10 protein-coding genes are annotated in these 15663 nt (G+C 69.3%); 5 read left to right on the top strand and 5 right to left on the bottom strand.

The genetic code is table 11. The annotated features are described in order from the left end of the window. Positions 1-30: 30 nt before the first annotated feature. Positions 31-357, bottom strand: a complete 327-nt coding sequence (gene grxD / locus BMY22_RS03555; RefSeq protein ID WP_090619623.1) for a Grx4 family monothiol glutaredoxin — start codon at positions 355-357, stop codon at positions 31-33. A 304-nt stretch (positions 358-661) separates the two neighbouring features. On the opposite strand from grxD, the gene argF reads away from it, so the two are divergent. Further along, positions 662-1582: an ornithine carbamoyltransferase gene (argF, locus tag BMY22_RS03550; protein WP_090619622.1), complete on the top strand. Its 921-nt coding sequence runs from the start codon at positions 662-664 to the stop codon at positions 1580-1582. Continuing rightward, a complete protein-coding gene (locus BMY22_RS03545) occupies positions 1579-2688 on the top strand; it encodes an ABC transporter ATP-binding protein (protein ID WP_090619620.1) in 1110 nt (369 codons plus the stop codon). Before argF ends, BMY22_RS03545 begins: the two co-directional genes overlap by 4 nt. Positions 2689-2693: 5 nt before the next feature. On the opposite strand, the gene ybaK is transcribed toward BMY22_RS03545, so the two are convergent. Beyond that, on the bottom strand, positions 2694-3161 hold the full coding sequence (gene ybaK, locus BMY22_RS03540) for a Cys-tRNA(Pro) deacylase (RefSeq protein WP_090619618.1): 468 nt from the start codon (positions 3159-3161) through the stop codon (positions 2694-2696). Positions 3162-3215: 54 nt separating this feature from the next. On the opposite strand from ybaK, the gene glpD reads away from it, so the two are divergent. Then, the gene (gene glpD / locus BMY22_RS03535) at positions 3216-4817 is read left to right on the top strand and encodes a glycerol-3-phosphate dehydrogenase (RefSeq protein WP_090619616.1); all 1602 of its coding nucleotides are present in this window, start codon (positions 3216-3218) and stop codon (positions 4815-4817) included. On the opposite strand, the gene BMY22_RS03530 is transcribed toward glpD, so the two are convergent. Continuing rightward, the gene (locus BMY22_RS03530) at positions 4741-5730 is read right to left on the bottom strand and encodes an alpha/beta fold hydrolase (RefSeq protein ID WP_208599220.1); all 990 of its coding nucleotides are present in this window, start codon (positions 5728-5730) and stop codon (positions 4741-4743) included. The two genes, glpD and BMY22_RS03530, sit on opposite strands and share 77 nt — an antisense overlap. 143 nt (positions 5731-5873) lie before the next feature. Further along, positions 5874-8180, bottom strand: a complete 2307-nt coding sequence (gene metE, locus BMY22_RS03525) for a 5-methyltetrahydropteroyltriglutamate--homocysteine S-methyltransferase (RefSeq protein ID WP_090619615.1) — start codon at positions 8178-8180, stop codon at positions 5874-5876. Positions 8181-8286: 106 nt separating this feature from the next. Here metE and metR point away from each other — a divergent pair, with 106 nt between their 5' ends. Both metR and BMY22_RS03515 read left to right on the top strand, forming a co-directional pair. Then, a complete protein-coding gene (metR, locus tag BMY22_RS03520; RefSeq protein ID WP_090619614.1) occupies positions 8287-9213 on the top strand; it encodes a transcriptional regulator MetR in 927 nt (308 codons plus the stop codon). A 135-nt stretch (positions 9214-9348) separates the two neighbouring features. After that, positions 9349-12447: a transglycosylase domain-containing protein gene (locus BMY22_RS03515; protein ID WP_090619613.1), complete on the top strand. Its 3099-nt coding sequence runs from the start codon at positions 9349-9351 to the stop codon at positions 12445-12447. Positions 12448-12488: 41 nt separating this feature from the next. Here the strand turns inward: BMY22_RS03515 and putA are convergent, their stop codons facing one another. Next, positions 12489-15656 (bottom strand): bifunctional proline dehydrogenase/L-glutamate gamma-semialdehyde dehydrogenase PutA, encoded by a 3168-nt coding sequence (gene putA / locus BMY22_RS03510; RefSeq protein ID WP_090619611.1) that lies wholly within the window; start codon positions 15654-15656, stop codon positions 12489-12491. Between the last annotated feature and the right edge of the window lie 7 nt (positions 15657-15663).

The following is a 15663-nucleotide window of genomic DNA, read 5'->3' as shown; positions in this document are numbered from 1 at the left end:
GGCGCGGCGATGGTGCGGTTTTACCGCGCCTCAGGCATCGGCCTGATCGGCCGCTCCCTTGACGATCTGCTGCAGCTCGCCCTTCTCGAACAGCTCGAGGATGATATCGCTGCCGCCGATCAGCTCGCCCTTGACCCAGAGTTGCGGGAAGGTCGGCCAGTTGGCGTACTTCGGAAGCGTCGCGCGGATTTCCGGATTCTGCAGGATGTCGACATAGGCGAACCGCTCGCCGCAGGCCATCAGGGCTTGCGAGGCGCGGGCCGAGAAGCCGCACTGCGGCGCATTCGGCGAGCCCTTCATGTACAGCAGCACGCTGTTGCTGGCGATCTGTTCTTTGATGGTTTCGATGATATCCATTAAGTCACCTCGGCTGGGATTTCCGACGAAGTCGAGCGATGGCGGCAGTGTAACGTAAAACCAAGCTCAGCGCTCAGACTTCACGAAAACCGCCCGCCGGACGGCACACCTCCACGATCCAATACAGGCATGGACTTTGCTTTCTTCGTTCTAAGGGGCGGTTTGCGCGGTTTTGCCTTTTCCCTATAAGATCGCCGTTTTCCCATTTTCGCCACCCCTTGAGTGGCCGCTGCAGGCACAGTCATTTCCGGCGGAGATCCGCTCTCAACCTGCGGCTTGTACCGATACAAGAAAGGAACCGATGATGAGCGCAAGGCACTTTCTATCACTGATGGACTGCACGCCCCAGGAGCTGGCCAACCTGATTCGTCGCGGCATCGAGCTGAAGGATCTGCGCAATCGCGGCGCCCTGTTCGAGCCCCTGAAGAACCGGGTGCTGGGCATGATCTTCGAGAAGGCCTCGACCCGCACCCGCCTGTCCTTCGAAGCGGGGATGATCCAGCTCGGCGGCCAGGCCATCTTCCTCTCGCCGCGGGACAGCCAGCTGGACCGCGGCGAACCGATCAGCGACACGGCCATCGTCATGTCGCGCATGCTCGATGCCGTGATGATCCGCACCTTCGCCCACAGCACCCTGACGACGTTCGCCGAGAATTCCCAGGTCCCCATCATCAATGGCCTGTCCGACGATCTGCATCCCTGTCAGGTGCTGGCCGACATGCAGACCTTCCTCGAGCAGCGCGGTTCGATCCAGGGCAAGACCGTGGCCTGGGTCGGCGACGGCAACAACATGTGCAACACCTATATCGAAGCGGCCCGGCAGTTCGACTTCCAGCTCAGGGTCGCCTGCCCGCAGGGCTTCGAACCCAAGCCCGAATTTGTCGCCATCGCCCCGGAGCGCGTGCAGATCGTCCGCGATCCGCGCGAAGCCGTCGCCGGTGCCCATCTGGTCAGTACCGACGTGTGGACCTCGATGGGCCAGGAAAAGGAGGCCGAAGACCGGCTGGCGCTCTTCAAGCCCTACCAGGTGAGCGGCGAACTGCTCGACCTGGCGGCCGCCGACGTCCTCTTCATGCATTGCCTGCCGGCCCATCGCGGCGAGGAGATCAGCTTCGACCTGCTCGACGACCCGCGCTCGGTGGTCTGGGACCAGGCGGAAAACCGCCTGCACGCGCAGAAGGCGCTGCTGGAGTTTCTCATCGAACCCGCCTACCACCACGCATGACCCATCCGCTGCTGCTCAACCTGCGCGACCTGGTCTGCGGCTACCAGGGTCACAAGGTCGTCCAGCAGATCAACCTGCACCTGAACGCGGGGGATATCGGTTGCCTGCTCGGCCCCTCCGGCTGCGGCAAGACCACCACCCTGCGCGCCATCGCCGGCTTCGAGCCGGTGCAGGACGGCGAGATCCAGCTCGCCGGCGAGGTGATCTCCCGCGCCGGATTCACCCTGGCGCCGGAGAAGCGCCACATCGGCATGGTGTTCCAGGACTACGCGCTGTTCCCGCACCTCACGGTGGCGGAGAACATCGCTTTCGGCATCCGCCAGCATCCCCGGCGCGAACGCATCACCGCCGAACTACTGGAGCTGGTCAAACTCGCCCCGCTGGCCCAGCGCTACCCCCACGAGCTTTCCGGCGGCCAGCAGCAGCGCGTCGCCCTCGCTCGAGCCCTGGCGCCTGAGCCGCAACTGCTGCTGCTCGACGAGCCCTTCTCCAACCTGGATGTGGAACTGCGCCGCAAGCTCAGCCACGAGGTGCGCGAGATCCTCAAGGCGCGCGGCACCAGCGCGGTACTGGTGACCCACGACCAGGAAGAGGCCTTCGCCGTCAGCGATCACGTCGGGGTCTTCCGCAATGGCCGCCTGGAGCAGTGGGACACCCCCTACAACCTCTACCACGAACCGCTCACCCCCTTCGTGGCCAGCTTCGTCGGCCAGGGCTACTTCATCCGCGGCCAGCTACTGAGCCCGGAGACGGTGCAGACCGAACTCGGCGCGATCCAGGGCAACCGCGCCTATTCCTGCCCCACCGGCAGTACCGTGGAGGTCCTGCTGCGTCCGGACGATATCGTCTACATGCCCCACAGCGCTCTCAAGGCGACCATCACCGGCAAGACCTTCCTCGGCGCCTCCACCCTCTACCGCCTGCAGCTGCCTACCGGCAGCCCGCTGGAAGCCATCTTCCCCAGCCACATCGACCATCTGCCCGGAGAGCAGGTCGGCATCGGCGTAGCGGCCGAACATCTGGTGGTCTTCCCCGCCCAGGGCGAGGGCACCCTCCAGCCCGACCCGGCCTGCTCGGGCGTGCGCCGCTACAGCGAGGACGGCTGATCCCTTCAGCGCCCGATGGCCGCGAAACTCGCCCCGGTGTGATCGGCCAGCACCTGTGCCGCCAGTTCCACCTCCAGCCCGCGACGGCCGGCACTGACGAAGATGCTCGGGAAGCGCCGGGCCGACTCGTCGACGAAGGTGCGCAGGCGCTTCTTCTGTCCCAGCGGACTGATACCGCCGACCAGGTAGCCGGTGCTGCGCTGGGCGACGCTCGGGTCGGCCATGTCGACCTTCTTGACCCCGGCGGCAGTGGCCAAGGCCTTCAGGTCCAGACTGCCGGCGACCGGCACCACCGCCACCAGCAGCTCGCCCCTCTCGGTCGCGGCCAGCAGCGTCTTGTAGACCTGCTCCGGCGGCAAGCCCAGCTTCTCGGCCGCCTCCAGGCCATAGGAAGCGGACTTCGGATCGTGGGCGTAACTGTGCACCCGGAACTCGGCGCGAGCTTTTTTCAGCAGATCGATGGCGGGAGTCATGTTCGACAGTGGAAAATGGACGCATTGCGCATTGAACCGCTACCTTAGCCGAATATGGACACCAATTCCCCCCTTTCGCTCGACACCCCACTCTACGACCTGGTCGTGGTCGGCGGCGGCATCAACGGCGTCGGCATCGCCGCCGATGCCGCCGGACGCGGCCTGCGCGTCTTGCTGTGCGAACAGCACGACCTGGCCGCCCACACCTCCTCGGCCAGCAGCAAGCTGATCCACGGCGGCCTGCGCTACCTCGAACACGGCGAATTCCGCCTGGTGCGCGAGGCACTGGCCGAGCGCGAGGTGCTGCTCGCCAAGGCGCCGCACATCGTCAGACCGCTGCGCTTCATCCTCCCCCATCGCCCCCAGCTGCGTCCGGCCTGGCTGATCCGTGCCGGCCTGTTCCTCTACGACCGCCTGAGTGCCCGCGGGCAGCTGTCCGCCTCGCATGCCGTGCGCTTCACGGCGGACAGCCCGCTCAAGCCGGAAATCCGCCGCGGCTTCGAATACGCCGACTGCCGGGTGGACGATGCCCGCCTGGTGCTGCTCAACGCCATCGCCGCGCGGGAAAGAGGCGCGACCATCTGCCCGCGCACCCGCTGCCTGTCCGCGCAGCGCCAGCAGGGCCTGTGGCAGATCGAGCTGCAGCAGGCCGATGGCCGTCGCCAGAGCGTTCGCGCCCGGGCGCTGGTGAATGCCACCGGCCCCTGGGTGACCCGCTTCATCGAAGACGCCCTGCACCAGCGCCCGCCCCATCGCATCCGCCTGGTCCAGGGCAGCCACCTGATCGCGCCGCGCCTCTACGAAGGCGACGAGGCCTACATCCTGCAGAACGAGGACCGGCGCGTCGTCTTCGTCATCCCCTACCTGCAGCGCTACAGCCTGATCGGCACCACCGACCGGGAGTTCGCCGGCGATCCGGCCCAGGTCGCCATCAGCGAAACGGAAATCGACTACCTGCTGCGGGTGGTCAACGCCCACTTCAAGCGGCCGCTGCAGCGCAGCGACATCCGCCACAGCTTTTCCGGCGTACGCCCGCTGCTCGACGACGAATCCCGCGATCCCGCCGCCCTCACCCGCGACTACTGCCTCAGCCTCTCCGCCGGGCCGGGCCAGGCGGCGCTGCTGTCGGTGTTCGGCGGCAAGCTGACCACCTACCGCCGGCTCGCCGAGGCGGCGCTGGAGCGGCTGGCGCCCTTCCTGCCACCGATGGGACCGAGCTGGACCGCCGGCACGGCGCTGCCCGGCGGCGAAGAACTGGACGATCCGGACGTGCTGGCCGGCACCCTGCTGCAGGAGTTCACCTGGCTGCCGGACGGACTCACCCAGCGCTGGGCCCATACCTACGGCAGCCGCGCCTATCGGCTGCTCGAGGGCGCCAGCCAGCCCGCCCATCTCGGCGAGCACCTGGGCGGCGGACTGTACGGCCGGGAAGTGGATTACCTGTGCCGCGAGGAATGGGCCGAGCAGGCCGAGGACATCCTCTGGCGGCGCACCAAGCTCGGCCTGCAGCTGCCGCCGGCCGCCCAGCGGCGGCTCGCCGAGTATCTGCGCGAACGGCCGGCCGTCCCACGCGCCCCGGCTACAGCCGAGCCAGCGCAGCCGCCTTGCGCTGGCTGCGCAGATACGGCAGCACCGCCGCCAGCAGCGGCTCCTTGAAAGCCTCCTGGAAGCGGTGGGCCAGACCGGGAATCAGCCGCAGTTCGCTGCCCCGCACATGGGCGGCGACATGCACGCCATGCATCGCCGGCAGCAGGGGATCGGCGGTCCCGTGCACCACCAGGGTCGGCAGGCGGAGGCGCTCGAGCAGCTCGACGCGACTGGGCTCGGCGAGCAGGGCGAGGATCTGCCGCTGGACGCCCTGCGGATTGAAGGCGCGGTCGTAGGCCGTCGCCGCCTGCCGCCGGAGCTGCTCGCGGTCGACCTCGACCCGCGGGCTGCCGAGTGCGGCGAGCAGCTCGACCTGCCGCTCGATCGCCACCTCACGACTCTCCGCCTCGCGCCGCGCCAGCAGTTTCAGCAGCGTCTCGCTGGGCGCCGGCAACCCCGTCGCCCCGGAACTGGTCATCATCAGGGTCAGGCTCTGCACCCGTTCGGGCGCCAGATCGGCCATGTGCTGGGCGATCATCCCGCCCATGCTGACGCCGAGCACATGGAAGCGCGGCACCTGCAGCCGCGCCATCAGCGCCAGCGCATCCCGGGCCATGTCGCGCAGCGCATAGGGCGCAGGCACCGACAACCCGAGCCGGTGGCGCAGCAGCCCGTAGGTCAGGCTGGCCTGCGGTGCCTCCCCCGCCCAGACGGACAGGCCGGCGTCGCGGTTGTCGAAGCGGATCACCCGGAAGCCCTGCCGGCACAGGCCGAGCAGCACCTCGTCGGGCCAGTCGATCAGCTGACCGCCGAGCCCCATGACCAGCAGCAGCGCCGGGTCGGAATCCCGCCCGATGCTCTGGTAGGCCAGCCGCACCGCGCCCGTATCGGCCAATGCGGTCGGCGTCTGGAGATCGCAGCGGGAAGCCGCCAGGCCTGGCAGGCCGCACAGCAGGAGAGCCAGAAGGAACAATGCGCGCATCGCCAACACCCGGAAAACAGAACCCCATTGGAGCAGGATTGTGCGGATGTTCGTTCGAGCGCGTTACCACAGAACCGTGACAATTTGATGAAGCCTGCCGGACGGTCGAACGCCGCCCCGTCCCTCCCGCCGCGACCGGCCGCTCAGGCGTCGCCTTCGCTCACCGGCGCCCGGGAGGCGCGCATCGCCCGCGCCGCCGCCACCATGTTGGCCAGTGCCGCCTCGGCCTCCCTCCAGCCGCGGGTCTTCAGGCCGCAGTCCGGGTTCACCCACAAGCGCTCCGGCGGGATGCGTTCGGCGGCTTGGCGCAGCAGCGCGAGCATTTCCTCCCGGCCCGGCACCCGCGGCGAATGGATGTCGTAGACCCCCGGGCCGATCTCGCCGGGGTAGGCGAAGTCCTCGAAGGCCTCGAGCAGGTCCATCTGCGACCGCGAGGCCTCGATGGAGATGACGTCGGCATCCAGCGCCGCGATGGCCTCGAGCAGGTCGTTGAACTCGCTGTAGCACATGTGGGTATGGATCTGGGTTTCGTCGCGCACTCCCGCGCTGCACAGGCGGAAGGCCTGCACCGCCCAGTCCAGGTAATGCCCGCGTTCGGCCTGGCGCAGCGGCAGGCCCTCGCGGAAGGCCGCCTCGTCGATCTGCACGATGCGGATGCCGGCCGCCTCCAGGTCCTGCACCTCGTCGCGGATCGCCAGGGCCAGCTGCAGCGCCTGCTCCTCGCGCGGCAGGTCCTCGCGAGGGAAGGACCACATCAGCATGGTCACCGGCCCGGTGAGCATGCCCTTCATCGGCCGCGCGGTGAGGCTCTGGGCATAGCGGATCCACTCCACCGTCATCGGGCGCGGCCGCTGGATGTCGCCGACCACCAGCGCCGGCTTGACGCAGCGCGAGCCGTAGCTCTGCACCCAGCCGAAGCGGGTGAAGGCATAGCCCTCCAGCTGCTCGGCGAAGTACTCGACCATGTCGTTGCGTTCGGCCTCGCCGTGCACCAGCACATCCAGCCCGAGCCGCTCCTGCACTTCGATCGCCCGACGGATCTGGGCCTGCATCGCCGCGCGATAGCCGGCCTCGTCCAGCGTCCCGCGCCGGTAGGCCTGGCGCGCCTGGCGGATTTGTGCGGTCTGCGGGAAGGAACCGATGGTGGTGGTGGGGAACGGCGGCAGCTCGAGCTGCGCGCGCTGCCTGCCGATGCGCTCGACGAAGGCCGTCGGGCGCCGCCAGTCGTTCTCGCCGATACCCCGCAGACGGGCCTGCACGGCCGGATTGTGGATGCGCGGGGAATGCCGGCGCGCGTCCTGCGCGGTCCGGCTATCCGCCAGGGCGGCGTGTACCTCGGCCGATTCCGGCGCCTCGACGGCCTTGGCCAGCAGCGCGACCTCCCGGCACTTCTCCACGGCGAAGGCCAGCCAGCCCTTCAGCTCCTCGTCGAGCCGGTCCTCCCGCGCCAGCTCCATCGGGCTGTGCAGCAGCGAGCAGGACGGCGCCACCCACAGCCGTTCGCCGAAGCGCTCGGCGGCCAGCCGCAGCGGCTGCAGCGCCTGCTCCAGGTCGCAGCGCCAGACGTTGCGGCCGTTCACCACGCCGAGGGACAGCACCTTGTACGGCGGCAGGCGGTCGAGTACCCCGGCCAACTGCTGCGGGGCGCGGACCAGATCGATGTGCAGGCCGTCGACCGGCAGGTTCGCCGCCAGGCCGAGGTTGTCGTCCAGCGCCCCGAAGTAGGTCGCCAGCAGTTTCTTCAGCGGCGCCTGCTGGAGCAGGTGATAGGCGCGCTCGAAGGCGCTCCTCCAAGCCTGCGGCAGATCCAGCACCAGGATCGGCTCGTCGATCTGCACCCACTCCACGCCGAGCGCGGCGAGCCGGCCGAGGATTTCGCCGTAGATCGGCAGCAGCCGTTCGAGCAGTTCCAGGCGGTCGAATGCACCGTCCCGGGCCTTGCCCAGCCAGAGATAGGTCAACGGGCCGATCAGCACCGGCTTGACCCGATAGCCCAGCTCGCGGGCCTCGGCCACCTCCTCGAAGAGCTGCTCCCAGCTCAGCCGGAAGCGCTGGTCGGCGGCGAACTCGGGGACCAGATAGTGGTAGTTGGTATCGAACCACTTGGTCATCTCCAGGGCCTGGGCGCCGGCGCAGCCCTGCCCGGCGCCACGCGCCATGGCGAACAGGGTGTCCAGGCCGACTCGCCCGTCGGCCGGGCGGAAGCGCCGGGGAACCGCGCCGACCAGCAGCGAATGGGCGAGCACCTGGTCGTACCAGGCGAAGTCGCCGACCGGTAGCAGCTCGATGCCGGCGTCCTTCTGCATCTGCCAGTGGGCGGTGCGCAGCGAGCAGCCAACCGCGCGCAGGCCGGTTTCGTCCAGCTGCCCCTGCCAGTAGGCTTCGAGGGCCTGCTTCAATTCGCGGTCGCGACCGATGCGGGGGAATCCGAGGGTATGGGCCAGGGCCATGCGCTTTCTCCATGTCAGTGAGGGACGCATTGTCGACAAGGCGCAAGGCATGAGACAAACTCAACTAATTCCTGATTATCTTTAGAAATTTTCATGAGAGGCCGTCATGCTCGAACTGCGCCACCTGCGCACCCTGCACGCCCTGCGCGAGGCCGACAGCCTGGTGGAGGCCGCCGAGCGCCTGCACCTGACCCAGTCGGCACTCTCCCACCAGTTCAAGGAGCTGGAGGATCGGCTCGGCCTGCAACTCTTCGTGCGCAAGACCAAGCCGCTGCGCTTCACCAGCGCCGGGTTGCGCCTGCTGCAACTGGCCGACGCCCTGCTGCCCCAGCTGCGCAGCGCCGAGCGCGACCTGGCGCGCCTCGCCGGCGGCACCGCCGGCCGCCTGCACATGGCCATCGAGTGCCACAGCTGCTTCCAGTGGCTGATGCCGACCATCGACCAGTTCCGCGACGCCTGGCCGGAGGTCGAGCTGGATCTCGCCTCCGGCTTCCCCTTCGCCCCGCTGCCGGCGCTGGCCCGCGGCGATCTCGACCTGGTGGTGACCTCCGACCCGCTGGAGATGCCCGGCATCGCCTACGTGCCGCTGTTCACCTACGAGGCGCTGCTCGCCGTGGCCAACCAGCACCCGCTGGCCGGCAGGCCGTACATCCAGCCCGCCGACCTAGCCGGGGAAGTGCTGATCCACTACCCGGTGGAGCGCGACCGCCTGGACATTTTCACCCGCTTTCTCGATCCGGCCGACATCGAACCGGCTGGCGTGCGCACCGCCGAGCTGACGGTGATGATGCTGCAGTTGGTGGCCTCCGGACGCGGGGTCTGCTGCCTGCCGAACTGGGCGCTGCACGAGTACAGCTCGCGCGGCTACGTCACCGCCCGGCGGCTCGGCGAGAAGGGCCTGTACGCCACGCTGCAAGCGGCGATCCGCGCCGACATGCTGGATGCGCCCTTCATGCGCGACTTCCTGCTGACCGCCAAGGACACCTCCTTCGCCACCCTGGAGGGCGTCAGTGCGGCGCAGAAAAGCCGCTGAACGGAAAGCCCCCGGTCAGGCGAGACAAAGCACGACCAAGTGGCAAAAGAGGCCCCCCAGGCCATTCAGGCAACGGCTAAGCTAATGAGCTGACAGGACAGGCAGATAGGCGGGAACCGCCGGGTACAGGTCGACATGGGTGCACTTTGGCAGACAGATGAACAACGCCCCGAACTCCCCGAACACGATCTGCCGGTCTGCGCGCCGCCGTCGCCGCCGCCACGCCGGCTGCGCTGGGGTCTGTTGTTCGGGTTCCTGGTGCTGGTCGGCGCCGGCGTGCTCGGCGTGCTGCTGCGCAGCGAGCTGCAGACCTCGCGCCTGCAATCGCGGGAACTCAGCCGCTACGCCGCCACCCTCGGCTACTCGGTGGGCGACGGCCCGAGCCCGGCGATCCACTTCCCCGCGCGCGGCCCCTACGACCGTCGCCTGGGCTACACGGCGCTGCCCGAATGGCTGCCGCGGCTCGAACAGCGGGGCTTCCAGATCACCCGGCAGGCGCGCTTCTCCCAGCCGCTGCTGGACTACAGCCGCCACAACCTGTTCCCGCCCTACGCGGAAAAAGCCCAGGCCGGGCTGACCATCAGCGACTGCCGCGGCGTGCCGCTCTACAGCTACCGCCTGCCGAAGGAGTTCTATCCCGACTACGGCGGCATCCCGCCGCTGGTGGTGAACAGCCTGCTGTTCATCGAGAACCGCTACCTGCTCGATCCCGCGCAACCGCTGGCCAACCCCGCGGTGGACTGGCCGCGCTTCGCCAAGGCTGCGCTTTCCCAGGTTCGCGAGCTGTTCGGCCTGTCCGGCCAGGCGGCCGGCGGCAGCACCCTGGCCACGCAGATCGAGAAATACCGCCACTCGCCGGACGGGCTGACCGACTCGGCCATGGAAAAACTGCGGCAGATGTTTTCCGCCAGCGTGCGCGCCTACCAGGGCGGGCCGCAGACCATGGAAGCGCGGCAGAACATCGTGCGCGACTACCTGAACAGCGTGCCGCTTTCCGCCGCCCCGGGCTACGGCGAGGTGCACGGCCTGGCCGACGGCCTGCGGGTCTGGTACGGCGCCGACTTCGCCCGGGTCAACCAGCTGCTCGCCGCGCCGGACGCCCCGCCCGCCGAACGCGGCCTGGCGCTGCGCCAGGTGCTCTCGCTGCTGATTGCCCAGCGCCGCCCCTCCCATTACCTGATTCTCGGCCGCGACGAACTGGCCGCCCTCACCGACAGCCACATCCGCTTGCTGCGCAGCGGCGGGCTGCTCGACGCCGGCCTGGCCGAGGCCGCCCTGGCCCAGCACGCCGTGTTCCGCGACTGGCTGCAGGAGCCCGCCGTCCAGCCCATCGAAACCACCAAGGGCATCAGCGTCGCCCGCAGCCGCCTGGCCACCCTGCTGCAGCGTTCGCTGTACGACCTCGACCGCTTCGACCTGTCCGCCAGCACCCCCCTGCAGGGCGAGCTGCAGGATGCCGTCACCCGCTATCTGGGCCAGTTGACCGACCCGGCCTTCGCCGAACGCGTCGGCCTGTTCGGCGAGCACCTGCTGTCGCCGGAGAAGACCCACGAGGTGCGCTACAGCTTCACGCTGTTCGAGCGCAGCGGCGACAGCTTCCTCGTGCGGGTGCAGACCGACAGCACCACGCAGCCCTTCGACATCAACGAGGGCAGCAAGCTGGAACTGGGCTCGACCGCCAAGCTGCGGGTGCTGACCACCTACCTGGAGATCGTCGCCGAACTGCACGCGCGCTTCGCCGGGCAGGATCGGACCGCGCTGCGGGCAGCGGAGGCGGAACTGGAGCCGCTGGACCTGCTGACCCGCTGGGCGCTGGGGTGGCTGATGGAGAATCCCTCCGCCAGCCTGCCGGCGATGCTCGACGCCGCCCTCGACCGCAAGTACTCGGCCAGCCCCGGCGAGAGCTTCTTCACCGGCGGCGGCCTGCACACCTTCGCCAACTTCCGCAAGGAGGACAACGGCCGCCTGCCGACCCTTCGCGAGGCGCTGCGCGAGTCGATCAACCTGCCCTTCGTGCGCCTGCTGCGCGACATCGTCCGCTACACCACCTACCACTCGCCGAACAACAGCGTCGCCCTGCTCAAGGACGACCAGGACCCGCGCCGCCTGGAGTACCTGACCCGCTTCGCCGACCGCGAGGGCACGGTGTACCTGAAGCGCTTCTGGAACAAGTACCGCGGCAAGAACACCGACGTGCGCCTGGCCACCTTCCTCGAAGGCCTGCGCGTCACCCCGGTGCGGCTCGCCGCGGTGCACCGCTACCTGCTGCCACAGAGCGACCGCGCCACCTTCGACACCTTCCTGCGCGCCCAGCTGCCGAACGACCCTACCCTCACCGAGAAGCGTCTCGACAGCCTCTACCGGACCTACGGCCCCGGCGCCTTCAGCCTCCCGGACCAAGGCTACATCGCCCGCGTCCACCCCCTCGACCTGTGGCTGCTGGGCTACCTGATCCAGCATCCGGCGGCCAGCTACGAGGAGGTCGTGGAAGCCAGCCGCGACGAGCGCCAGGAGGTCTACAGCTGGCTGTTCAAGAGCCGTCACCGCAGCGCCCGGGACAGCCGCATCCGCACCATGGTGGAGGTGGAGGCCTTCCTCGACATCCATCAGCGCTGGCAGCGGCTGGGCTACCCCTTCTCCCACCTGGTGCCGTCGCTGGCCACCGCCCTGGGTAGCTCGGGGGATCGCCCGGCGGCGCTCGCCGAGCTGATCGGCATCATCCTCAACGACGGCGTACGCCTGCCGGTAGTGCGAATCGACAACCTGGAATTCGCCGTCGACACGCCCTACGAGACCCGTCTCGGCCTCGCTCCGGACCGCGCCCGCCGGGTGCTCGCCCCGGAAATCGCGGCGGCCCTGCGCGACGCCGTCGCCCAGGTGGTCGAAAAGGGCACCGCACGGCGTCTGCTGGGCAGCTTCCGCCAGGCCGACGGCTCGCCGCTGAAAGTCGGCGGCAAGACCGGCACCGGCGACAACCGCATCCAGCGGGTCGCCCGCGGCGGCTACGTGGTCAGCTCGCAGGCGCTGAACCGCACCGCCACCTTCGTCTTCTACCTCGGGCCGAACCACTTCGGCACGCTCACCGCCTACGTCCCCGGCCGTGCCGCAGAGAAGTTCCAGTTCACCTCGGCCCTGCCGGTGCAGGTGCTCAAGGGCATGGCACCGATCCTCCAGCCCTACCTGCAGGGACCGAACAGCCTCTGCCAGGCGCCGACGGCAACGGCGCAAAACTGAGCGCAAGGCCGTCGCGCTCCCTAGCGGGGAGCGCGGCGCCCTCACTCCACGTCGGTCAGGGAGAGCAGCGAGGCATTGCCGCCCACCGCCGCGGTGTTCACCGCGGTCGAGCGCTCGTGGACGAAACGCAGCAGGTAGTTCGGCCCGCCGGCCTTCGGCCCGGTGCCGGACAGGCCACAGCCGCCGAAGGGTTGCACGCCGACCACCGCGCCGATCTGGTTGCGGTTGATGTAGAGGTTGCCGACCCGCGCCAGGGCCTCGATGCGCCGGGCGGTCGCCTCGTTGCGGCTGTGCACGCCGAGGGTCAGGCCGTAGCCGCTGGCGTTGATCGCCGCGACCACCTGCTCGAGATCCTCCGCGGCATAGCGCACCACATGCAGGATCGGCCCGAAGTGCTCCTTCTTCAGTTCGCCGATGCCGCCGATCTCGAACGCCAGCGGGGCGAGGAAGTGGCCGTTCAGGCCGGACGGCAGGCGCGCCTCGGCGAGCAGCCGGCCCTCGCCCCGCAGGGTCTCGACATGCGCCAGCAGCCCCTGGCGGGCCTCGGCGTCGATCAGCGGGCCGACATCGCTGTCGCGCCGCTGCGGCTGGCCGATCCGCAACTCGGCCATGGCGCCCCTGAGCAGGCCGATCACCCGCCCGGCGATCTCGTTCTGCAGGTAGAGCACGCGCAGCGCCGAGCAGCGCTGCCCGGCGCTGGTGAAGGCCGAATGCAGGACGTCCTTGACCACCTGCTCGGGCAGCGCGGTGGAGTCGACGATCATCACGTTCTGCCCGCCGGTCTCGGCGATCAGCGTGGCCAGCGGCCCGTCGCGCCAGGCCAGGCGGCGGTTGATCAGCCGCGCGGTGTCGGTGGAGCCGGTGAAGCAGACCCCGGCCAGATGCGGATCGGCGCAGCAGGCGGCGCCCAGGCCGGGGCCGTCGCCGGGCAGGAAGGCGATCGCCTCCTTCGGCAGGCCGGCGGCGAACAGCAGCTCCAGGGCGCGCGCGGCGATCAGGCTGGTCTGCTCGGCCGGCTTGGCCAGCACGCAGTTGCCGGCGACCAGCGCGGCGGCGATCTGCCCCAGGTAGATTGCCAGGGGGAAGTTCCACGGACTGATGCAGACGAACAGGCCGCGCCCTTCGTAGAAGAGTTCGTTGCGCTCGCCGGTCGGCCCCCGCAGCTCCGTGCGCCCCAGGGTCAGGCGCGCCTGGCGGGCGTAGTAGCGGCAAAAATCCACCGCCTCGCGCACTTCGTCGAGACTGTCCTGGAGGGTCTTGCCGGCCTCCAGGGTGCACAGCGCCACCAGTTCGGTGCGGTGCTCCTCGAGCAGCTCGGCGAGCCGCTCGAGAATCGCGGCACGCTGCCCCACCGGCGTGGCGTTCCAGCGCGGCCAGGCGGCGGCGAGCCGCTCCATGGCCTGGCCGACCAGCTCGGTAGCGGCGAACCAGACGGTACCGACCACCCGGTCGAGGTCCTGAGGGCTGCGGACCTCGCGCACCTCGCCGGCGAGGACCTCTCCGTCGATCAGCGGCGCGGCCTGCCAGCGGTGCTCCAGCTGCACCCGCAAGGCCCGCTCGAACGGTTCCCACTGGCTGCGCACGTTGAGGTTGATGCCCCGCGAGTTTCGCCGCTCCGCCCCATGGATCTCCGCCGGCAGCGGAATGCGCGGGTTGGCCAGGGCGCTGTAGCGGCGCAGTTGCTCCAGCGGATGTTCGATCAGCGCCTCCACCGGCACCCGCTGATCGACCAGCCGGTGCACGAACGAGGAATTGGCGCCGTTCTCCAGCAGACGCCGGACCAGATAGGGCAGCAGCTCGCGATGCGCCCCCACCGGCGCGTAGATGCGCACCCGGGCACGGTGCTGCTCGAGGACGCAGTCGTACAGGGCATCCCCCATGCCATGCAGCCGCTGGAACTCGAAGTCGCGCGGCGCACGGGCCTCGCCGGCCATGGTCAGGATGCAGGCGACGGTATGTGCGTTGTGGGTGGCGAACTGCGGGTAGAGCACCCCGCGGGTGTGCTCGCCGAGCAGGTAGCGGGCACAAGCCAGATAGGAGATGTCGGTGCCCTCCTTGCGGGTGAACACCGGGTAGCCATCCAGCCCCTGCACCTGGGACTGCTTGATCTCGCTGTCCCAGTAGGCGCCCTTGACCAGGCGCACCGGGATGCGCGTATCCAGCTCGCGGCCCAGCAGGGTCAGCCAAACCAGTACCGGCAAGCAACGCTTGGAATAGGCCTGCACCACCAGGCCGAACTCGCCCCAGCCGCGGATCGCCGGATCGCAGAGGAGCTTCTCGAACAGCTCCAGCGACAGCTCCAGGCGGTCGGCCTCCTCGGCGTCGATGGTGATGCCGACGTTCAGCGAGCGGGCCAGCTCGGCCAGTTCGCGCACGCTGGCGAACAGCTCGACGAGCACCCGCTGGCGCTGCGCCGCCTCGTAGCGCGGATGCAGCGCCGAGAGCTTGATCGAGATCGACGGCCGAGGCCCGCTGCCGACCTGCGGCTCGCGGCCGAGGGCCTCGATGGCCAGGCGGTAGTCGGTCAGGTAGCGCTCGGCGGCCCCCTCGGTCAGGGCGGCCTCGCCGAGCATGTCGAAGGAATGGCTGTAGCCCCGCTCGCGGTCCCGGCGACCGTTGCGCAGCGCCTCGACGATGCTCCGGCCGAGGACGAACTGGCTGCCCATCAGCTTCATCGCCTGGCTCAACGCGGCGCGGATCACCGGCTCGCCGGAGCGCTGCAGGAGCCGGCCGATCACCTTCTTGGGCTGGCCGTCGGCACTTTCCGGGCTGACCAGCCGACCGGTCATCAGCAGCCCCCAGGCGGCGAAGTTGACCAGCAGGTTGTCGCTGTGGCCGAGGTGCTGCGCCCACTGCGCCGCGCTCAGCTTGTCGCGGATCAGCGCCTCGGCGGTGGCCGGGTCGGGTACCCGCAGCAACGCCTCGGCCAGGCACATGAGCATCAGCCCCTCCTGGGTATCCAGGCTGTACTCGCGCAGCAGGGCGTCCAGGGTGTCCTCCGCGTTGCCGCGCCGGCGCACCGCCTCGATCAGCGCGCGGGCCTTCTCGCGGATCGCCGCGGTACCGGCCTCGCCGGGATCGGCGAGCGGCATCAGCTCGCCGAGCCAGGCCGCCTCGTCGACGCAGTAGTTGGCGCTGATGAGCGGAAAGAACTCCCCGGCGCTGGTGTCGAGCACATCGCCCTGCAGGACCCGACTGGCTTTGAACATCATCCAC

Source organism: Azotobacter beijerinckii (assembly GCF_900110885.1).
GTDB lineage: Bacteria > Pseudomonadota > Gammaproteobacteria > Pseudomonadales > Pseudomonadaceae > Azotobacter > Azotobacter beijerinckii.
Note: the sequence above shows the minus strand (reverse complement) of the source record. Positions and strands in the feature narration are given on the sequence as shown.